The sequence below is a fragment of the Curtobacterium flaccumfaciens UCD-AKU genome (assembly GCF_000349565.1).
GTDB lineage: Bacteria > Actinomycetota > Actinomycetes > Actinomycetales > Microbacteriaceae > Curtobacterium > Curtobacterium poinsettiae.
In genome coordinates this window covers 891-21,703 of sequence record NZ_KB714616.1, presented here as the reverse complement: position 1 = coordinate 21,703, position 20,813 = coordinate 891, and the positions used below count along the sequence as shown (strand labels likewise).

Here is a 20,813-nt window from a genome sequence, read left to right as displayed (position 1 = left end):
GGGCAGGGTCAGCCGAGCCAGCCAGGGTCGGTGAAGAGCTCCTCGAGCTCGCGCAGCAGCCGGGTCGTGTGGAAGCCGTCGGCGGCGGCGTGGTCGACGTGCAGCGCCAGGGGGAGCAGCGTCCGGTCACCAGCGGTCCGGTACCCGCCGAGCGTGATGATCGGCAGCAGGTGGTCCCAGCCGTCACGCACCTGCAACGAGAACCCGGTGAACGACGCCCCCGGCAGGGTCGACACGTCGAACACGTTGCCGGGGCGGTCGTCCTGCGGGAACATCCGGGTGTCGTCGCGGTACCGCTCGATCGTCGACACCGCGGCATCGTGGAAGGTGCCGAAGTCGTCGTCGTACGGCACGACCAGGGCGGAGAACGTCTCGGTGTCCGGGTGGAACACGGTGAACATCGGGTGGACGCGGTCCCACACGGCGGGGGAGCCGTCGTCCAGCAGCTGCATCCGGAACTCGTCGTGCCGGTTCACCACGGTCGCGATGGCCCAGAGCTGTGACGCGTAGGTCCGTCGGCCGGTCGAACGGACGCGTTCGACGAAGGCGGTGACGTCGAGCTCGACGGTCACCTCGTACGCGCACGGCACCCGCTGCCGGTAGTGCTCGAAGTGCTCGCGGCGGGCCCACTGGTCGACGTCGATCGCCCGGAGTTCGGTCATGGCTCCACCCTCGTGCGGGATCGCTTCCCTACGGTGGAGCCATGCCGACGCTCGAACGTGTTCCCCCCCTGGTCGCCACCGGATTCCTCGCGATCCCCGTCGCTGAAGCCCTCGTCGCGTTGCCGAGCGACGTCCTGACGAAGATCGAGGGCGCACCGATCGACGCCGACCTGGCGGACACCGCCGCGTTCTCGGAGGCGTACGGCTACCCGCTGGCCGGCGGTGCCAACTGCATCGTCGTCGCGGGGAAGCGCGGCGACGAGGTCCGTTACGCCGCCTGCGTCGTCCTGGCATCGACGAAGCTCGACGTCAACCGCGTCGTGAAGCAGCTGCTCGACGTCCGCAAAGCGAGCTTCGCCCCGATGGACGAAGCGGTCGAGCTGACCGGCATGGAGTACGGCGGCATCACGCCGATCGGACTGCCGTCGTCGTGGCCGCTCTACATCGACGCGCGCGTCCTCGACGCCCCCGAGGTCGTCATCGGCGCCGGGCGCCGCGCCGCGAAGCTGTTCCTGCCCGGCGCCGCACTCACCGCGCTGCCGAACGTCACCGTGGTCGAGGGCCTGGCGACCGAACCGGTCAGTCCGACGGCCGGATGAGGCAGAACGGGTGGCCCGCGGGGTCGAGGTAGACGCGGAACGTCTCCGTGCCCGACCCCGTGGCCGTCGCGCCGATCGCGAGCACCGCGGCCTCGCCGTCGTCCAGGTCGTCGACCTTCACGTCGAGGTGGCTCTGCTGCGGGACCGTCTGTGCCGGCCAGTCCGGCGCCTGGTAGTCGTCGACCTGCTGGAACGCCAGGATCGGACGGTGGTCGGTGAACGGGAGGGCGAGCTCCGCCCAGTCCTCGTCGAAGCCGACGATCTCCCCGCCGAGCAGCTCGGCGTAGAAGCGGGCGAGGGCGCGGGTGTCCGGGCAGTCCAGGACCACGACGTCGAGTGTGCCGATCATGGCCGACACGGTAGCCCCATCAGCGCGCGGCGGTCAGGGCCTTCGTGATCCGCTGCAACGAGACGGTCTCGGCGGTCCCGAGTTCCTGCGCGAACAGGCTGAGCCGGAACTCCTCGAGCATCCACCGCGCGTGCACGAGCTCCGGGTGCGCCCCGACCGCGGGCGGGAAGACACCGCCGGCGTCGGTGTAGCGGTCGGTCGCCACGGTGACCTCGCGCATCCACGTGGCGTCGCGCCCCGGGTTCTGCAACAGCTTCTGCACGCGCGCCTCGATGCCCTGCAGGTACACGCGGATCCGACGCAGGCGGTCGAGCCCCGCGACGGCGACGAACCCGGGGAACACCAGGCGCTCCATCTGCTGCCGCATGTCGCTCAGGGCGGCGAGCAGCGACATCGAGTTCGCCTGCTTGAGCGCTCGTTCGGCGGAGCGTTGCGCGGCGAGCACCGCCGCGACCTCGGACACCGCGGTGAACATCGTGTCGACGACGGTGGCCGACACGGCATCGCGGACCGACTCGAACCCGGCCTTCGTGAAGACCATGCCGTCCGGGTGCGCGCGGCGGATGCCGGCGTCGACCACGGCGGCCAGGACGTCGTCGAACAGCGCGGCGGTCGACGGGTAGGGGCTGGCGGCGAGCGCGAGCTTCTCCTGGGCGGTCAGGTGTGACTGGATGTACGACACGGGCGACGGCACCGCGTGCATCACCAGACGGCGGACCCCGGCGGGCATCCGGACGACGCGGTCGGAGGGAGTGGCGAGGAGCTGCACGCCGACGGTCGCCTTCGGACCCGTGCCTTCCTCGACCAGGGACGGGTACGCGCGGATGACGCCGCCCGCCTGCTTGGTGTCGAGGGTCTGCGGCAGGTCCTGGTCGGGCCAGGCGGTGAGTCCGGACTGTTCCAGCGGACGACCGGCACCGGCGGACGCGACGCGAGCCGCGCCTCCTGACCGTCCCGCGCCCTTCGCCGTGGCGGAGGCGACGCTCTGCTGGGTCCGGTCCTTGAGCTTGGTCTGCAGGGCCGACAGGTCCTTGCCGGTCTCGACCCGGCGACCACGCTCGTCGACCACCGCCCATGTCGGGAGCAGGTGTGCGGGGACGCGGGTCAGGTCGAAGTCGGACTCGGAGACCGGCACGTAGGTCATGCGCTGGATGGCCCTGGCGAGGGTGGCGCGGAACGACTCCGTCGGCTCGGTCGGGGCGTCGTCGGGCAGTTCGGCGACGATCTTCTCGGCCCAGTCGGCCGCCGGCACCACGTTCTTGCGGATCTGCTTCGGCAGCGACTTGATGAGCGCGGTGACGAGTTCTCTCCGGAGGCCACGGACCTGCCAGTCGAAGCCCTCCTCGCGCATCCGGGGCAGGAGCGCGAGGGGGACCTGCACGCTCACGCCGTCGTCCTGGGCGCCGGGCTCGAAGCGGTACTGGATGGCGAGGCGCTGGTCGCCGCTGTGCCACTGGGTCGGGTACTCGACGTCGTCCTCGGCTGCTTCGGCTGCGGATTCGTCCAGCAGGTCCGACCGGCGCATCGTGAGCAGGTCCGGCTGCTCGCGGCGGGTGGTCCGCCACCACCCCTCGAAGTCGCGGGTCGTCGCGACGTCGGCCGGGATGCGGGCGTCGTAGAACTCGTAGACGTTCTCGTCGTCGAGCAGGATGTCGCGGCGACGGGTGCGTTCCTCGAGCTGCTCGAGTTCCTTGCGGAGCTTCCGGTTGGCGCGGTCGAAGGCCTGCTGCGATTCCCACTCGCCCTCGACCAGGGCGTGCCGGATGAACAGCTCGCGGGAGTGTTCCGGGTCGATCCGCGAGTACTGCACGCGGCGGCGCTGCACGATCGGGACGCCGAACAGGGTCACGCGCTCGTAGGCGACGACCGCGCCCTGCTTCTTCTCCCAGTGCGGCTCCCCGTAGGTGCGCTTGAGCAGGTCACCGGCGAGCGGCTCCACCCACGCGGGGTCGATCCGGCCGACGGTGCGGGCGAAGAGCCGGCTCGTCTCGACGAGCTCTGCGGCCATCACCGCGTCGGGCTGCTTCTTCGCGAGCACACTGCCCGGGAACACCACGAACCGGGTGTTCCGGGAGCCGAGGTAGTCGCGCTTCTCGCGGTCGCGCAGCCCGATCTGGCTGAGGAGTCCGGAGAGCAGGGCCCGGTGCACGGCGTCGCCGTCCTCGGAGCGTGCCTGCCCGACACGGACGTCGACCTGCTTCGCGGCGCGGGAGAGCTGCCGGTACAGGTCCTGCCACTCGCGGATGCGCAGGTAGTTGAGGAACTCGGCCTTGCACAGCCGCCGGAACGCGCTCGACGACAGTTCCTCCTGCTGCTCCTCGATGTGGTTCCAGAGGTTCAGCAGGGTCAGGAAGTCACTCGTCGGGTCGGCGAAGCGGGCGTGCAGCTGGTCGGCGTGCGCACGCTTCTCGAGGGGGCGCTCGCGGGGGTCCTGGATGCTCAGGGCGCTGACGATGGCGATGACCTCGCGCCCGACGCCCTGGCGCCCGGCTTCGAGCACCATGCGACCGAGGCGGGGGTCGATCGGCAGCCGGGTCAGCTGCCGCCCGGACTTCGTGATGCGGCCGTCCTTGTCGACGGCGCGGAGTTCGCGCAGCAGGTCGAGGCCGTCCTTCACGCCCCGGCTGTCCGGCGGCTGCAGGAACGGGAACGACTCGATGTCCCCGAAGCCGAGCGAGATCATCTGCAGGATCACCGCGGCCAGGTTCGTCCGGAGGATCTCGGGGTCGGTGTACTCGGGGCGACGGCCGAAGTCGTCCTCCGAGTAGAGCCGGATCGCGATGCCGGCACTCGTGCGGCCCGCTCGGCCGGAGCGCTGGCTGGCGCTGGCCTGCGAGATCGCCTCGATCGGCAGACGCTGCACCTTGGCTCGCGGGGAGTACCGCGAGATGCGCGCCGTCCCGGTGTCGATGACGTACTTGATGCCGGGTACGGTGAGCGAGGTCTCGGCGACGTTCGTGGCGAGGACGACACGACGGCGGACGCCCGGGGTGTGCCGGCGCTCGAAGACGCGGTGCTGGTCGGCGGCGGACAGCCGGCCGTACAGCGGCAGGACCTCGGTGCCCGGGTAGCGCTTGCCCTCGATCGCGTCCTGCGCGTCGCGGATCTCGTTCTCGCCGGACAGGAACACGAGCACGTCGCCCGGGTCCTCCTGCGCCAGCTCGTCGAGGGCGTCGGTGATGCCCTGCAGGGTGTCGCGGTCGTCGGCAGCGTTGCCGCTGTCACCGGTGCGGGAGTCCGACTCGTCGTCGGCGTCGTCGTCCTGGTCTTCGGCGACGAGGGGGCGGTACCGGATCTCGACCGGGTAGGTGCGGCCGGACACCTCGATGATGGGGGCGTCGTCGAAGTGCTTCGAGAACGACTCCGGGTCGATCGTCGCACTCGTGATGATGAGCTTCAGGTCGGGGCGCCGGGGGAGCAGCCGCTTCAGGTAGCCGAGCAGGAAGTCGATCGTCAGGGACCGCTCGTGCGCCTCGTCGATGATGATCGTGTCGTACCGCTTGAGGTCGCGGTCGAAGTGGATCTCGTTCAGCAGGATGCCGTCGGTCATCAGCTTCACGCGGGTCTCGGAGCTGACCTTGTCGGTGAACCGGACCTGGTAGCCCACGAGTCCGCCGAGTTCGCCGCCGCCCAGTTCTTCCGCCACACGCTCCGCGATGGTCCGGGCTGCGATCCGACGGGGCTGGGTGTGCCCGATGTGCTCCCGACCGAGCTCGAGGCAGATCTTCGGCAGCTGGGTCGTCTTGCCCGAGCCGGTGGCCCCGGCGACGATGACCACCTGGTTGTCACGGATGGCAGCCGCGATGTCGTCCCGCCGCTGCGAGACCGGCAGTTCGGGCGGGTACGTGATGACGGGCAGCGGAGAAGACATGAGCGTTCCAGGATACAGGCGCGCCGGGAGGGAGGGGCGTCAGACGATCTGCCCGGCCAGCGCGTCCGCCGACCGGGACGGCAGGTCACACACCCGGTCGTGGCAGACGTACGCAGCGGGGTCGAGCACATCGCGTCCCTCGAACAACGAGAACCCCGCCGCGGCCCAGTCGCGGGCCTGTTCCGGCGTGGTGGTGGCGACGACCGTGCCGGGGCGCCGAGCACGGTGTGCAACGGCCCGCATCGGATCGTCGGTGCTGCTCGTGACGACGACGATCTCCCGTGACGGGCGCTGCAGGGCGAGGGCGACACCGAGGGCGTCCGCGTGGCCCAGGGGGCGTTCGGTCCCGGTGCGGGCCCGGTCGGCGACGAGTCGTGCCGCGGCGGTCCGCAGCTCCTGGTCGCCCGTCAGTGCCCCGAGTGTCGCGGCGGCCGATGCCAGCGCCACCGTGCCGGACCGCATCGCGGTCTGCGGCTGTTCGCCGGTGACAGTCCCCGCAGCGGCCAGCACCGGGTCGACGTCGAAGCGCTCGGCCAGACCGTCGTCGACGAGCGAGCGTGCGACGGTCGCGTAGGAGACCTCGCCCGTGACCAGGGCCAGTTCGAGCAGCCCTTCGGCCAGCAGTCCGACGTCCTCGACGGTGGCCGGTGCCGAGGACACCCCGCGCGGTGTGCTGGACCGCACCGACACGTGGCCGTCCTGCACGTGGGCGGCGAGGACCGCGTCGGCCGCACCCCGGGCGAGCGCGACGAGTTCCGGATCACCGTGCCGTGCGCCGGCGATCGCGAGCCCCCGGATCGCCAGGCCGTTCCACCCCGTGAGCACCTGGTCGTCCAGCGGTGGCGGGTCGAGCTGTGCGCGCTCGGCGATCGGTCGGCGGTACCACTCGCCCTCGACCCGACGGCCGTCGATGGTCGATTCGCTGTCCTGTGCGGCGACGAACGCCCCGTCGGCGCGGCGCAGGGTGTCCCGCAGGAAGTCGGCGATGCCACGGGCCTGCTCGGCACCGGCGACCGCGAGCAGCCCCGCGTTGTCGGAGAGCATCCGTTCGTAGTGCGGCACGCTCCAGTCGCGCCTGGTGGCGTACCGGAAGACGCCGCCGTCGGCGTCGGTCAGCTCGGACGCGCGGATCGCGTGCAACGACCGGTCGAGCAACCCGTCGGCGTCGGCGTCGCCGTCGGCCGCCGCGTCGGCGAGGAACTCGAGCAACGGCGTGCTCGGGAACTTCGGCGCGCCGCCGAAACCACCGTAGGTGGTGTCCTCTGCCTGCAACAGCTGGCTCGTGACGGCCCGGACGGTGTCGACGGACGGGAGGCCCGGGTCGGCTCCGGCACCGCTCTCGCCCGAGCGGGCGGTCGCGTCCGCCACGGCGCCCTGCCGGATCGCCGTCGCGATGGCCGAGGCGTTCGCGTCGACCTCGTGCCGACGTTCGGTCCAGGCGTCGAGCACCGCTGCCAGGATCTGCCGGAACGCCGGGACCTGCCCGACGGGAGTGGGTGGGAAGTACGTCCCCGCGAAGAAGACGTGGCCGTCGGGCGTCAGGAACGTCGTCAGCGGCCAGCCGAGCTGCTGCGTGAACGCACTCGCCGAGGCCATCAGGCTCGCGTCCACGTCAGGGCGCTCTTCGCGGTCGACCTTGACCGACACGAAGTCCCGCCGGAGCAGCTCGCCGATCTCCGGGTCGGCGAAGCTCTCGCGCGCCATGACGTGGCACCAGTGGCACGTGGCGTACCCCACGGACACCAGCACCGGGACCTCGCGCTCGCGTGCTTCGGCGAAGGCTTCGGGGCCCCATTCGCGCCAGTCGACCGGGTTGTCGGCGTGCAGCCGCAGGTAGGGGCTGACCGAGGTGCCGAGGCGGTTGTCGTTCATGGCTCCAGCGTGCCCCCGGGCGACTGGACGGACCACCGCTCGGGGGGATCTGTGGACGAGCTGCGCGCTGTGCACAGGCTGCGCAGGGGGATCAGCGCGGGAGCCATCCCGTGAGCGACGCGAGCCGTGCGGCCACCTGGGCGGGGCTCTGGCCGTCCGTGTCCACCCGGGTGACGGTGTCCGCGGTGGCCGAGTCGAGCCTCCCGGCGGTCCGCGTGCTGTGCGCGAGCTGCGCCTGCGGGACCGCGCCACCCGCCCGTCGTGCGAGCCGTTCGGCGGTCGTGTCGTCCGCGGCACGGAGCAGGACGACACGCACCAGCGGGTCGTCGCCCATCGCCGCAGCGAGGCGCTCGTGTTCGAGCACGGACACGGTGTTCGTGTAGACGAGCCGGTGGTGTCCGATCGCCCGGTAGCCGGCCCAGAGCGCGGCGAGGTTCCGCTCCGTCAGGTGCGCCTCGGGGTGTTCGACGTGCGGTGCCGGGTGGGCCAGGTCGAGCAGGTCGCCCTCGATCACCGCGTGCCGGACGTCCGCCGCGACGAGCAGGTCGTGCAGCGCCTCGGCCGCCGTCGACTTGCCCACGCCGGAGCGTCCGCCGATGAACAGGACCTCCGACCGGAACACGGTGTCAGCCCAGGTCGAGGGAGAGGAGTGCGAGTGCGGCGTCCTCGGGACCGTAGTCGAACAGGTGCTCCCAGAAGGGGTCGTCGGCCCACGGCACGTCGCCGTCCGCAGGGGTGGCGCGGGCGGTCTCGACGAGCCAGTCGAGTTCGGGGAGGACGGCGGTCGCGAACTCCGGCGGTTCCCATCCCAGTGCGCGTGCCGCCGTGGTGTCGAGGACGAACGGCGGTCGTGACGACCACGGCGTGCCGCCGACGAAGGCGGGCGCGTCCTCGTCGAGCAGGACCTCGTCGAACCGGTGGTCCAGGTGCCCGCCGATGGTCCGGACGATCTCGAGCGCGGTCGGGGCCGAGGCGTCCGCGACGTTGAGGATCCGGCGGTCCGGCGCGTCCGCGACCACACGGACGAGCGAGCCGATGCCGCTCGCCGCCGTGGTGTGGTCGACGCCGCGGCCGTGGTCGGCGAGCAGGATGCGTTCCCGGCCGTCGAGCACACGGCGGACGACGAACCACTCCCGTGGGCGGCCGATGCCGACGCCGTACACCTTGGACGGGCGGAGCACCGTGACCGGGGCACCGTGGTCGAGCAGGACCTGCTCGGCCGCCACCTTCGCGGCGCCGTAGCCGTCACGACTCGTCGGGTCGCCGTCGCCGGCGGTGACCGTGGGCTGGATCTCGGTGACCGCGCCGCCGAACACCGGCTTGTCGAGCGAGTTCGCGTGCCGCCCCTGCTCGTCGGCGTACACCGACCTGGACGACACGAAGACCGTCGAACCGACGTCGTCGAGGAACGGCAGGAGCTGCTGGGCGTCGTCACGGGTCAGGCCGACGGTGTCGACGAGCAGGTCGGCTCCGGGGCGCAGCAGGTCGCGCAGGACGGACCGGTCGCGGCGGTCGCCGGACGTGAACGTGGCGCCGGAGGCGGTCAGAGCGTCCGCTGCGGGGCCGCCCCGGCGGGCGAGGACGTCCACCTGCCAGTCGTCGCCGCCCCGGCCGGACGCGTCGAGGAGCTCGCGTGCGACCGCCGAGCCGATGCCGCCGGTGCCGCCGAGGATGACCGCGCGTCTGGTGCTCATGGTGCAACGGTAGTGCGGCGCGGCCGTCGGCCGGCGGCAGTCAGCCGGCCGCAGTCAGTCGGCGGCCGTCGGCCAGGCGCGGCCGTCGTTCCGCGATCGGATCGGTCAGGACGCCAGTTGCTCGTGCCGCCACCAGTCGGCCAGCGAGCCGTCGTAGACCTGCACCCGGTCGTGCCCGAGCACCGTCAGGGCCAGGGCGTCGACGCACGCGGCGCTGCCCACCCCGCAGTAGGTGACGATCTCGTCGGCGCCGATCACCGCGGCGAAGGCCCGCTCGAGTTCGGCCCCGCGCAGGTACGCGTTCGTCTCGGGGTCCACCAGCGAGTCCGCCGTGATCGGGGTGCTGCCCGGCACGATCGGCGGGTGGTCGTCGCCCAGGGCAGCCCACGAGGCGGCGAACACCAGGGACGCCGGCTCTTCGCCGGAGACGGCACGGGTCACGCGGTCGTGGTCGGCCCAGAGCGCGCGTTCTTCGCCGGCCAGGAACGCGCCAGCGTCTGGGCCGGACGGCGCCGCCGGCGCGCGGAGTGCACCCACACGGACCGGCCGGCCTTCGTCGCGCCACTTCGTGAAGCCGCCGTCGAGCACCGCGACCGAGTCGAAACCGAACGAGCGGAAGATCCACCACAGGCGCGCCGACCACTCACCGACGCTGTCGTCGTAGATGACCACGGTCGACGTGTTGGTCACGCCGAGCTGCCCCGCGGCGGCCTCGAAGCGCTCGGCACCGGGGCGGGTGAAGGGGACGTCGGCGTCGGCGGCCGAGAAGTCGTCGATCAGGTCGGCGAAGCGGGCGCCGGGCACGTGGCCGCGCTGTTCGTGGGCGTCGCGTCCGGGCAGCCAGGTGGTGTCGAACCCGGCCCCGACCGTGTGCACCGAGGCGTCGAGCACGACGAGCTCGTCAGCACCGAGGTGGTCTGCGAGCCACTGCGTCGACACGAGTGGTGAGGTCAGGACGGGGGCCATGCGGGCCACCATAATCCGCACCCCTGACGTGGGCCAGAGTCGTGGACACACGGCGCAACCGGGGGTGCGTGTGTGGGCGGTGACCGACGGTCCACCAGTCGTTCGACGAGTGGTCCGTCGGAACATGCGCGGGCACCGAGTGCGTGCGCATCCGTCGACGATGCACGCGTTGTTCGACAGGTGGATCGTCGTGGAACGGGTGTCGCCGCAGCCCCCCCCGCACAACGGCCCACCCCGGCAGTACCGGAGCGGGCCGCAGCGCAGCGCGAGCGTCAGTGCGCGGCGGCGGGGATGCTCCCGGTCGTCGCGGACCCGGCGCGGGCGAGCCGCTCGAGCCGGACCGACTGCCGGTTGATGAGCAGTCCGCCGGCCAGGGCGACGAGCACGAGCACGCCGGCCGAGATGCCGAACGCCACGTGGTACCCGTCGAGCGTGGCCTGGGCCTGCTGCAGCTTCGTCGGGGCGGCGGACAGCCCGGACAGGCTGTTCGACACCACGTCGGCGAAGATCGTCGACAGCAGGGCCGTGCCGATCGAGCCACCGATCTGCTGCATGGTGTTGACGGTTGCCGAGGCCACACCGGCGTCGGCCCGGGCGACCCCGGTGGTCGCGGTGTTCATGGCGGACGAGAAGATCGTGCCCATGCCGAGACCGATGACGATCAGCGCCGGCAGGACGGTGCCCGCGTAGGAGCTGTCCAGGTCGGTGCGGAGCAGCAGGAGCAGTCCGGTCGCGGCGACCAGGCCACCGGCGAAGATGAGGATCTTCGGCCCGACGCGCGGCAACAGGCGGCCACCGATCTGCGTCGCCGAGATCATGATCGACAGCGGCATCGGCAGGAACGCGAGACCGGTCTGCAGCGAGCTGAAGCCCAGGGTCTGCTCCAGGTAGTAGGTCAGGAACAGGAAGATGCCGAACATGCCGATCGCGACGAGGCCGATCGCGATGAACGAGCCGCCGCGGTCACGGTCGAGCACGACGCGCAGGGGCAGCAGCGGGTGGGCGACGCGGGTCTCGATGAACACGAACGCGGCGATCAGCACGACACCACCGGCGAGCATGGCGATCGTGACGGGGGAGTCCCAGCCGTTCGTCTCGGCGTTCGAGAAGCCGTAGACGACGCCGACCAGACCGAGCGTGATGGTGATGACGCCGAGCACGTCGATGCGCGGACGCTCGACCTTCGGCGGCTTCTCCATGAAGACGAGGGCGCCGATCACGCCGAGCACGGCGAAGACGACGTTGACGTAGAGGCACCAGCGCCAGGACGCGTACTCGGTCAGCACGCCGCCGAGCAGCAGGCCGATGGCCGCGCCGGAGCCGGCGATGGAGCCGAAGATGCCGAACGCGCGGCCACGTTCCTTGGGGTCGCGGAACGTGGTGGTCAGCATGCCGAGTGCGGACGGGGCGAGCAGCGCGCCGAAGACGCCCTGCAGTGCGCGGGCCGCGACGAGCAGGCCGAACGAGTCGGCCAGGCCACCGAGCACCGAGGCGACGGCGAAGCCGACGAGCCCGATGATGAAGGTGTTCTTGCGTCCGAACAGGTCGCCGAGGCGCCCGCCGAGCAGCAGCAGCGAACCGAAGGCCAGCGAGTACGCGGTGACGATCCACTGTCGCTGGTCGGTGCCGAAGTCCAGGTCGGCCTGGGCCGAGGGCAGGGCGATGTTCACGATGGTCGCGTCGAGCACGACCATCAGCTGTGCGAGGGCGATGACCGCCAGGGCGATCCAACGGTGGTTGCTCTTGGCGGGGGTGGTGCCCGGAGTCGTGGGTGCTGTCCCGGTGGGGGTCGGCACGGTGTGTTCTGCCGTCACGGCAGCCTCCTCGAGAAGGTTGGAGGGTGAGGTGGAGGTGCGCGCCGTCGGGCACTCCGGTGGTGTGGTGGTGACGAAACCGGATGCGAGGCATCCGTTTGTGGCCAGTGTAGACCGAAACGGAAGGATGGCATCCACTTGTTCCCAGAAAGTGCAACTACGGTCAGATCGTGAGCACCACCGAGTCCGCGTCCGACCTCGAGCGACCGCTGCGCGCCGACGCTGCGCGCAACCGCGAGCTGATCCTGCAGACGGCACGCAAGTGCTTCGCGGAACGCGGACTCTCCGTCACGCTGAACGACATCGCGCACGAGGCCGGTGTCGGCGTCGGCACCGTCTACCGCCGGTTCGCCGACAAGGACTCCCTGATCGAGGCGCTGCTCGCCACCAAGTTCGAGGCCATGAACGACGCCGCAGCGCGCGCCGCGGACGTGTCCGACCCGCGTGAGGCACTCCGGGTCTACCTGATGGGCGTCTTCGCGTTCCGCGCCCGCGACCGTGCCCTCGCCGACGCCATCGTCCGTGCCGGCAAGGCCCGCCCGTCCATCGTGCAGGAGCGCGACCGGCTCGAACGTCAGGTCGCCGCGATCATCGGCCGTGCCGAGACCGCCGGCGTCGTCCGGACGGGCTTCGACTACCGCGACCTGCCGATGCTCACGGCGATGGTCGGCGCGGTCGCCGACGCCACCCGCGAACACGACCCGGACGCCTGGCGCCGCTACGCGGAGCTCCTGATCCAGGGTGTCCTGCCGGGCACGGACGACACCGCGCCGATGCTCGGCGACCCGCTCGACCGCGAGTCCATCGAACGCGCGCTGCACGCGCAGTCCTGACCACTGCGGACTGGAGGCCCGTGGCGGCGCCGCCACGGGCCTCCAGACCGGCGGTGGTCGCCACCAGCGCGCCCAGCGCGACGGGCGCGGCCGGACCGGCCGGACCTGCCTGGCCGGCTAGAGCCAGCTGGGGATCCAGTAGTGCGACCGGACGAAGTCCCACGGCACCTGCATCGCCGTCCACATCGGGTACCAGTAGACCGAGGCCAGCACGACGACGCCCAGGTACACGCCGACCCACAGGATCGCCCGCGACCGGCGTGACCGTTCGTCGCTCCGTCTGCCGAGCACCAACCCGATCGCGGCGGCCAGCGCCATCAGCATGTAGGGCTCGAAGGCGATCGTGTAGAACTGGAACACCGTCCGGTCGACGTACATCAGCCAGGGCAGGTACCCCGCCGCGACGCCGAGCAGGACGAAGCCGTACTCCCACTTCCGGCGCAGGACCCAGAGCACGAGCAGCGCCACCGTCGCGATGGCCGAGGCGTACCAGATGAACGGGTTCGCGATGCCGGTGATCGCCTCGCCGCAGCGGTCCGCCCAGCAGCCGTCCTGCCCGGCGTCCGTGCCGACGTAGAACATCGACGTGGGGCGCTGCATCACGAGCCAGAGCAGCGGGTTCGCCTGGTACGAGTGCGGGGTGTGCAGCCCGATGTTGAAGGCGTAGATCTCCGACTGGTAGTGCCACCAGTTCTGCAGGCTGTCCGGCACCCAGGCGAGGAGCCCCGTCCACCGTTCGCCGCCCGACGACAGCCAGTTGCGGTCCCAGCCGTCCTTCGACACGAACCATCCGGTCCACGACGCCACGTAGGTCACCGCGGCGATCGGCACGGTCAGCAGGAACGACACCGGTGCCTGCTGCAGCAGCGCGCTCGACGACCAGAACTCCACCCCGGCCCGGCGGCGCATCATCATGTCGCTCAGCACCGAGTACACGGCGAAGAACGCCAGGAAGTACATCCCCGACCACTTCGTCGCCGCCGCCAGCCCGAGGGCCAGGCCCATCGCGAACAACCACGGTCGCCACCAGAGCACCGGCCCCCACAGGGTGGTCCGGCCGGCGGCGGCGCGGGCGGCGACCCACGCGTCGAGCCGTCGTTGGCTGTGCCGCCGGTCGAGCAACAGCGCGCCGAAGCCCAGGATCACGAAGAACGTCAGGATGCCGTCGAGCAGCGTCACCCGCGACATCACGATGGCCTGCCCGTCGATCGCGAGCAGGAAGCCGGCGAGCGTGCCGATCATCGTCGAGCGGAACAGCGACCGGGCGATCACCGCGGTGAGGAACACCGTCGCGATGCCGAGCACGGCCACCGTGAAGCGCCAACCGAACGAGTTGTCCGCCCCGAACAGCAGCATCCCGAGGCCGATCAGGTACTTGCCGAGCGGCGGGTGCGCGATGAACTCAGCGGCACTCGTGAAGACGTCCGTCTCGCCGCGGACGAACCGGTCGTCGGTCGTCGGGGCGCCGTCACCGCTCGGGTTCGCGGGCCAGGTGCCCTCGTACCCCAGGTGCACGATCGACCAGCCGTCCTTGACGTAGTACGTCTCGTCGAACACGAGCGAGTGCGGGTTGCCGAGGTTCACCAGCCGCAGCACGGCGGCGAGGAGCGTCACGGCGAGCGGACCCGTCCACCGCCACACGGCGACCCGCTGCGACGTGGAGAGCACCCGCCCCCACCAGTCGTCCAGGCGCGAGCCGATCGGCCCGTCGGGCACGGCCGTGCGGTCGTCGGTCAGCTCGCTGGTCATCGCTGAGCATCCTACGGATCGACCTCTGTCCCCGCTGCGACGGGCGTGCACGCGCCGCGCGGCCGCGCTGGACGACGCCGGCGTCGCCGCGCCGGGCCGGGCCGGCGTCGCCGTGCGGGGACAATGGGTGCGTGATCGTCCTCGCAGCAACCCCCATCGGCAACCTCGGGGACGCCTCGCGCCGTCTCGTCGAGACCCTCTCCAACGCCACGGTCGTCGCGGCGGAGGACACCAGGACCGCCATCCACCTGATGCGCGCCCTGGGCATCGAGAACCGTCCGCGGCTCATCGCCCTGCACGAGCACAACGAGCGGGCGAAGGCGTCCGAGGTCGTCGAGCTCGCCCGTGACGAGGACGTCGTCGTCCTCACCGACGCCGGCATGCCCGCGATCAGCGACCCGGGCTTCCCGCTCGTCGAGGCCGCAGCCGCGGCCGGGGTCACCGTCACCGCGCTGCCCGGGCCGTCGGCCGTGCTGATGGCGCTCGCCGTGTCCGGGCTGCCCACGGACCGCTTCACGTTCGAGGGGTTCCCCACCCGCAAGGCCGGGGAACGCCGCCGCGTGTTCCAGGCACTGGCGGGGGAGCAGCGGACCATGGTGTTCTTCGAGTCGCCGCACCGGCTGGCCGAGACCCTGGCCGACATGGCCGTCGGGTTCGGGGGCGACCGCCGCGCCGCGGTCTGCCGCGAGCTCACCAAGCTCTACGAGGAGGTCCGCCGCGGGCCGCTCGACGAACTCGTCACGTGGGCGTCCGAGGGCGTGCGGGGCGAGATCTGCATCGTCGTCGCCGGGGCCGCCGAGGCCACCGAAGAGGCAACGCTCGACGACGGGGTGCGCCTGGTGCTCGAGCGGGTGGCCGCCGGCATGCGCATGAAGGAGGCCGCCGCGGCGGTCGCGGACGCGACCGGGCTGTCGAAGCGCGACCTGTACGAAGGGGCGCTCGCGGCGCGCTGAGCGGGGCTCGTCACGTTCGCGTCCGCCGGTCTGGAGGCGCGGGGCGGGCCCGCCACGGGCCTCCCGGACCCGGTTCTCCACAGTCCACCGCAGCACGCGTCATCAGGGTTCGGAGCGCCCGTAGGATGGTCCGCATGTCCGCCGGGTCCTCGTTCAGCATCACCACGCCGATCTTCTACGTGAACGACGTGCCCCACATCGGGCACGCCTACACCGAGGTCGCCGCGGACTTCCTCGCGCGCTGGCACCGGCAGCGTGGTGACGACACCTGGCTGCTCACCGGCACCGACGAGCACGGGCAGAAGATCCTGCGCACCGCCTCGGCGAACGACGTCTCGCCCAAGGAATGGGCCGACCGCCTGGTCAACGACGCCTGGAAGCCACTGCTCGACACGGTCGACGTGGCGAACGACGACTTCATCCGCACCACCGACGAGCGCCACGAGCGTGGCGTGACGGCGTTCCTGCAGAAGCTCTACGACGACGGCTTCATCTACGCCGGTGAGTTCGAGGGCTTCTACTGCGTGGGTTGCGAAGAGTACAAGCAGCCGAGCGACCTGGTGGCCGGCACCGGTGCGTACGAGGGCCAGCAGGTCTGTGCGATCCACTCGATCCCGGTCGAGGTCCTGGCCGAGCGCAACTACTTCTTCCGGATGTCCGACTTCGAGCAGCGCCTGCTCGACCTGTACGAGTCGAACCCGCTGTTCATCCAGCCCGAGAGCGTCCGCAACGAGATCATCTCGTTCGTCAAGCAGGGGCTCCGCGACCTGTCGATCTCGCGCTCCAGCTTCGACTGGGGCATCACGATCCCCTGGGACAGCGACCACGTGCTGTACGTGTGGTTCGACGCCCTGCTCAACTACGTCACGGCGCTCGGCTACGGCACCGACGACGACGAGGCCTTCCAGCGGCTCTGGCCGAGCGTCCACATCGTCGGCAAGGACATCGCCCGGTTCCACGCCGTCATCTGGCCGGCGATGCTCATGGCCGCGGGGCTGCCCGTGCCGGAGCGCGTCTTCGGCCACGGCTGGCTGCTCGTCGGCGGCGAGAAGATGTCCAAGTCGAAGCTGACCGGCATCGCGCCGTCCGAGATCACCGACACGTTCGGGTCCGACGCGTTCCGCTACTACTTCCTGCGCGCCATCACCTTCGGGCAGGACGGCAACTTCAGCTGGGAAGACATCTCGGCGCGCTACCAGGCCGAACTCGCGAACGGCTACGGCAACCTGGCGTCCCGGCTGGTCGCGATGCTGCAGAAGTACTTCGACGGCGAGGTCCCGGCGCGCGGTGCGCTGACCGAGTCCGACCAGGCGATCGATGCCCTGGCCGTGTCGGTCACCGAGCGTGCCGACGCCGCGATCGCCGCCTTCGCCCCGCACGAGGCGATCGCCAGCGTCTGGGAGCTCGTCGACGCCCTGAACGGCTACATCACCGAGCAGGCGCCGTGGGCCCTGGCGAAGGACGACGCCGAGCGCGAGCGCCTCGGCACGGTCCTGACCACCGCGCTCCGCGGCCTCGGCACCGTCACCGTCCTGCTGTCCCCGGTCATGCCGAAGGCGACCGAGAAGCTCTGGGCCTCGATCGGCGCCGGCGGGTCCGTCGCCGAGCAGCGGGTCGACCGCGCGTACGAGTGGCAGGGTGCGTCGCACGTGGTGCCACTGGAGAGCGGGCTGTTCCCCCGGATCGAGCAGGTCTCCGAGTGACCGACGCCGAGTCGCACGTCCGGTCCCGCAGTGACGGGGCGTCCGGGGCCTCGAAGCGCGACCTGACGTACCCGCCGCTGCCCCAGGCGCTCGTCGTACCGGTGTACGACAACCACACCCACATGGAGATCGCCGACGGTGTCGGTGACGGGGGTGACGGTCCGCTCGAGTACCGCGAGCACCTCGACCGTGCTTCCAGCGTCGGCGTCCGCGGTGTCGTGCAGGTCGGCACGGACCTCGCCACCTCGGAGTGGTCCGCGTCGATCGCCGCTCGGGAGCCCCGGGTCCTGGCGGCCGTCGCGCTGCACCCGAACGAAGCGCCCGTACTGCAGGAACAGGGGCTGCTCGACGAGCACCTCGCCGGCATCGAACGGCTCGCCGCGCTGCCGCGGGTCCGGGCCATCGGTGAGACCGGTCTCGACTTCTTCCGCACCGGCGAGGACGGCCGCGACGCCCAGGTCCGTTCGTTCGAGGAGCACATCCGCATCGCGAAGGAGCACGACCTCGCGCTGACGATCCACGACCGCGATGCGCACGACGCCGTGGTCGAGGTCCTCGACCGCGTGGGTGCCCCGGAACGCACCGTCTTCCACTGCTTCTCCGGCGGCCCGGACCTGGCCCGGCTCTGCGCCGAGCGCGGCTGGTACATGTCCTTCGCCGGCACCGTGACGTTCAAGAACGCCGCACTGTTGCGTGAAGCCCTGGTCGTTGCCCCGCGGCACCTGATCATGGTCGAGACCGACGCGCCGTTCCTGACGCCCACCCCGTTCCGTGGTCGTCCGAACGCGCCGTACCTCATCCCGCTCACCCTGCGGTCGATGGCAGACACCCTGGGCACCGATGCCTCAATGCTCGCGGCCCAGATCGCCTCGAACACCGAGCTCGTCTACGGTGCGTGGGACGCCGAGCCCGTGACGGTGGACGAGTAGTCGTGGGTGCCCTGCTCGGCCCGGCAGAGATCCGGGAACTCGCGGCCGAACTCGACGTCACCCCGACGAAGAAGCTCGGCCAGAACTTCGTGCACGACGCCAACACCGTGCGGCGCATCGTGTCCGTCGCCGGCGTCACCCCCTCGGCGCAGGTGCTCGAGATCGGCCCGGGGCTCGGGTCGCTGACACTCGGGTTGACCGAGACCGGCGCACCCGTCACCGCGGTCGAGATCGACAAGCGCCTGTCCGCCAAGCTGCCGTCGACGGTGTCGTCGATGCAGCCGGACGCCAGACTGACGGTCGTGCAGCAGGACGCCATGACCGTCGCGGCGTCGGACCTCGACGTCGAGCCGACGCACCTCGTCGCGAACCTGCCGTACAACATCTCGGTGCCCGTGCTCCTGCACCTGCTCGCGACCTTCCCGTCGATCGAGCGGTCGCTCGTGATGGTGCAGGCCGAGGTCGGGTACCGGCTCGCCGCCGGCCCCGGCAGCAAGGTCTACGGTTCGCCGAGCGTCAAGGCCGCCTGGTACGGGTCGTGGAGCACCGCCGGGCTGGTCAGCCGGCAGGTCTTCTGGCCGGTGCCGAACGTCGACAGCGTCCTGGTGGCCTTCGACCGGCACGAGCCCCCGGGTGACGAGCGTCTGCGGTCGCGGGTGTTCACGCTGGTGGACGCCGCGTTCCAGCAGCGGCGCAAGATGCTGCGGCAGAGCCTGTCCGGGGTGCTCGGCGGCAGTGCGCACGCGTCCGAGGTGCTGACGGCGGCGGGCATCGACCCGACTGCCCGGGGCGAGGCGATCGGTGTGGACGACTTCGTGCGGCTCGGGCGGACGGTCCTGGCGGCTGCGGAGTAGTCCGTCCCTCCCCGCGAGCGAAATACGGAATGTTTCGGGGTGTCCGGTCGGTGCTCCTACGGTTGATCGCATCAACCAAGGAGGCATCATGGGATCCACCGAGTCGCCCCTCTCGCCCCGCCGGGTGCCGAGCCCGTCCACAGCAGCCGAGCGCCGAGCGTTGTTCGCACGGACGCCTCGGCCTGCGGGCACGTTCGAAGAGCGCCGCGAGCGTCGGCGGCGTGCGATCGAGGCGATCGATCCGGACTGCCGTGTCGAGCCGATCGAGCGTCTGCGCCGGGTGCCCTGACCGTGTTCGAGTCGCTCGGTTCCGATGACTTCGACGAGCACCGGGTCCTGGAGTTCCACAGATGCTCCGGCCGACCCGCCGCGGTCCTCGTGGAGACGAGTTTCATCGAGTGCGTTCTCCACCGTGCGGAGCCACAACATGCCCGAGCTGCGGCGTTCTGGGATCACCTCGACCTGGCCGACACGAGCATCGTGTACAGCGGGTTCGCCGAGTTCGAGATCTTCGAATCAGCGCATCGCAAGGGACCGCGGGCGGCACGTCAGCACAAATCGGCCTGGCGGGACCTGCTGAGTTCGACCCAGATGCACTGGGCCAGTGTCGACGCGGTCGCCGATGACGTCCCCGGCCTCATGGAAGAGTTCGGCCTGACCGCTGCAGGTGCCGTGCTTGTTGCCACGGCTGAGCACTGGGAGGTCGACGGCTTCGTGACCGTCGATCCTTCGTTCGGTGTGGTGGACCGGGCACGCCTCCCGCTGATGATCGACGTCGAGGGCGCTCTCTTGGCGCGACGCCTGCGTACCAGCTGACCGCGATGGTGCGAGGTTCCGTGGTCGGTGCGAGCCGAAGTGGCTCGCACCGACCACGGAACCTCGCACCATTCGAGGCACCCGGGTCAGTGCTCGCGGGACGCCATCATCTCGAGGATCTGCTGGTGGTTGCCGTTCCGCTCGGCGAAGCGCAGCGGGTGCACGTTCTGCACCAGGATCTCCGGTGCAGCACCGGACTCGATGAGCGCCATGACCTCGTCGGCGAAGGCGTCGAGCGGCATCCCACCGAAGTCGGCGCCGCCCATCAGGTCGGTCATGACGGCCGGCGGGGCGAGCTCGAGCACCTCGAGCGACGACCCGACGAGCTGCTGGCGCAGGGCCTGCGTGTAGGCGTGCACACCGGCCTTCGTCGCGCTGTACGTCGGCGACGCGGTGAGCGGGACGAACGCGAGACCGGACGTCACGGTCATCAGGGTGGCCGAGGGCTGGGCGAGCAGGTGCGGCAGGAACGCGTCGATGAGCCGGATCGTGCCGACCAGGTTCGTCTGGACGAGTTCGAGGGCATCGTGGATGTGCCCGGGGTCGCGGAGGTCTTCGTCGCGCATGATCCCCGACATGGTGATCAGGGCATCGAGCGACGGGTAGGCCTCGAGCACCGAGGTGGCAGCGGCTTCGATCGACGACGCATCGGCGACGTCGATCTGCACGGTGCCGAAGCCGTGCTCGGCGGCGAGGGAGTCGAGGAAGGCCTGGCGACGGCCGCCGATGACGACGGTGCTGCCGGCGGCCTGCAGGCGCTGGGCGAGCGCGAGACCGATGCCCGAGGTCGCGCCGGGGATGAAGACGGTGGAGTTCGTGATGTCCATGACCACCACGATGCTCCGCGGACGGGGTCACAACCAGAGCGCAGTCATCGGGGGATCGGCGATCCCTGGCACCTCGCCACGAACCGGACCATGATCGACCCATGGACCGTGCCGCACTCGCCGACTTCCTCCGCCGTCGCCGCGAGCTGCTGCGCCCCGAGGACGTCGGCCTCGGGCAGGGCCCGCGACGCAGGACTCCGGGGCTCCGCCGTGAAGAGGTCGCTGCCCTCGCCGGCATGTCCGTGGACTACTACACGCGACTCGAGCAGCAGCGTGGCCCGCAGCCGTCCGAGCAGATGATCGCCGCGATCGCCCGCGCCCT

18 protein-coding genes are annotated in these 20,813 nt (G+C 71.0%); 8 read left to right on the top strand and 10 right to left on the bottom strand.

Annotated features, from left to right (window positions below; genetic code table 11):
* Positions 1-8 precede the first annotated feature (8 nt).
* A complete protein-coding gene (locus H489_RS27510) occupies positions 9-662 on the bottom strand; it encodes a CatA-like O-acetyltransferase (protein ID WP_017886968.1) in 654 nt (217 codons plus the stop codon).
* A gap of 41 nt (positions 663-703) precedes the next feature.
* Here H489_RS27510 and H489_RS27505 point away from each other — a divergent pair, with 41 nt between their 5' ends.
* Positions 704-1,261: a YbaK/EbsC family protein gene (locus H489_RS27505; protein ID WP_017886967.1), complete on the top strand. Its 558-nt coding sequence runs from the start codon at positions 704-706 to the stop codon at positions 1,259-1,261.
* On the opposite strand, the gene H489_RS27500 is transcribed toward H489_RS27505, so the two are convergent.
* The 7 genes from H489_RS27500 to H489_RS27470 all read right to left on the bottom strand — a co-directional run bounded on the left by H489_RS27500 (position 1,242) and on the right by H489_RS27470 (position 11,827).
* Positions 1,242-1,610 carry a VOC family protein gene (locus H489_RS27500; RefSeq protein ID WP_031259618.1) on the bottom strand — a complete coding sequence of 123 codons (369 nt, stop codon included), beginning with the start codon at positions 1,608-1,610 and terminating at the stop codon, positions 1,242-1,244. The two genes, H489_RS27505 and H489_RS27500, sit on opposite strands and share 20 nt — an antisense overlap.
* A gap of 19 nt (positions 1,611-1,629) precedes the next feature.
* Positions 1,630-5,481: an ATP-dependent RNA helicase HrpA gene (gene hrpA / locus H489_RS27495; protein WP_017886965.1), complete on the bottom strand. Its 3,852-nt coding sequence runs from the start codon at positions 5,479-5,481 to the stop codon at positions 1,630-1,632.
* A 39-nt stretch (positions 5,482-5,520) separates the two neighbouring features.
* Positions 5,521-7,353, bottom strand: a complete 1,833-nt coding sequence (locus H489_RS27490) for a thioredoxin domain-containing protein (RefSeq protein WP_017886964.1) — start codon at positions 7,351-7,353, stop codon at positions 5,521-5,523.
* Positions 7,354-7,444: 91 nt separating this feature from the next.
* A complete protein-coding gene (locus H489_RS27485; RefSeq protein WP_017886963.1) occupies positions 7,445-7,975 on the bottom strand; it encodes an AAA family ATPase in 531 nt (176 codons plus the stop codon).
* Positions 7,976-7,979: 4 nt separating this feature from the next.
* A complete protein-coding gene (locus tag H489_RS27480; RefSeq protein ID WP_017886962.1) occupies positions 7,980-9,047 on the bottom strand; it encodes an NAD-dependent epimerase/dehydratase family protein in 1,068 nt (355 codons plus the stop codon).
* Positions 9,048-9,152: 105 nt separating this feature from the next.
* Positions 9,153-10,013 (bottom strand): sulfurtransferase, encoded by an 861-nt coding sequence (locus H489_RS27475; protein WP_161598117.1) that lies wholly within the window; start codon positions 10,011-10,013, stop codon positions 9,153-9,155.
* A 272-nt stretch (positions 10,014-10,285) separates the two neighbouring features.
* Positions 10,286-11,827, bottom strand: a complete 1,542-nt coding sequence (locus tag H489_RS27470; protein ID WP_017886960.1) for an MFS transporter — start codon at positions 11,825-11,827, stop codon at positions 10,286-10,288.
* A 170-nt stretch (positions 11,828-11,997) separates the two neighbouring features.
* On the opposite strand from H489_RS27470, the gene H489_RS27465 reads away from it, so the two are divergent.
* On the top strand, positions 11,998-12,660 hold the full coding sequence (locus H489_RS27465) for a TetR/AcrR family transcriptional regulator (RefSeq protein WP_017886959.1): 663 nt from the start codon (positions 11,998-12,000) through the stop codon (positions 12,658-12,660).
* A gap of 117 nt (positions 12,661-12,777) precedes the next feature.
* On the opposite strand, the gene H489_RS27460 is transcribed toward H489_RS27465, so the two are convergent.
* Positions 12,778-14,409: a dolichyl-phosphate-mannose--protein mannosyltransferase gene (locus tag H489_RS27460; protein WP_017886958.1), complete on the bottom strand. Its 1,632-nt coding sequence runs from the start codon at positions 14,407-14,409 to the stop codon at positions 12,778-12,780.
* A 131-nt stretch (positions 14,410-14,540) separates the two neighbouring features.
* On the opposite strand from H489_RS27460, the gene rsmI reads away from it, so the two are divergent.
* The 5 genes from rsmI (at position 14,541) to H489_RS27435 (ending at position 19,664) form a co-directional block, all read left to right on the top strand.
* Positions 14,541-15,362, top strand: a complete 822-nt coding sequence (gene rsmI, locus H489_RS27455; RefSeq protein ID WP_017886957.1) for a 16S rRNA (cytidine(1402)-2'-O)-methyltransferase — start codon at positions 14,541-14,543, stop codon at positions 15,360-15,362.
* 134 nt (positions 15,363-15,496) lie between these two features.
* Positions 15,497-17,065, top strand: a complete 1,569-nt coding sequence (gene metG / locus H489_RS27450) for a methionine--tRNA ligase (protein WP_017886956.1) — start codon at positions 15,497-15,499, stop codon at positions 17,063-17,065.
* The gene (locus H489_RS27445; RefSeq protein WP_017886955.1) at positions 17,062-17,994 is read left to right on the top strand and encodes a TatD family hydrolase; all 933 of its coding nucleotides are present in this window, start codon (positions 17,062-17,064) and stop codon (positions 17,992-17,994) included. The genes metG and H489_RS27445 overlap by 4 nt, the downstream gene beginning before the upstream one ends.
* Before the next feature lie 2 nt (positions 17,995-17,996).
* Entirely contained in the window at positions 17,997-18,848 is an 852-nt protein-coding gene (gene rsmA, locus H489_RS27440; protein ID WP_017886954.1) for a 16S rRNA (adenine(1518)-N(6)/adenine(1519)-N(6))-dimethyltransferase RsmA, read from the top strand.
* 291 nt (positions 18,849-19,139) lie between these two features.
* Positions 19,140-19,664, top strand: a complete 525-nt coding sequence (locus H489_RS27435) for a type II toxin-antitoxin system VapC family toxin (RefSeq protein WP_017886953.1) — start codon at positions 19,140-19,142, stop codon at positions 19,662-19,664.
* 86 nt (positions 19,665-19,750) lie between these two features.
* Here the strand turns inward: H489_RS27435 and H489_RS27430 are convergent, their stop codons facing one another.
* Positions 19,751-20,491 (bottom strand): SDR family oxidoreductase, encoded by a 741-nt coding sequence (locus H489_RS27430; protein WP_017886952.1) that lies wholly within the window; start codon positions 20,489-20,491, stop codon positions 19,751-19,753.
* 101 nt (positions 20,492-20,592) lie between these two features.
* Between H489_RS27430 and H489_RS0118910 the strand changes: the two genes are divergently transcribed.
* Positions 20,593-20,813 (top strand): helix-turn-helix domain-containing protein (locus H489_RS0118910; RefSeq protein WP_040419614.1); only part of this gene is annotated, 221 nt, incomplete at its 3' end.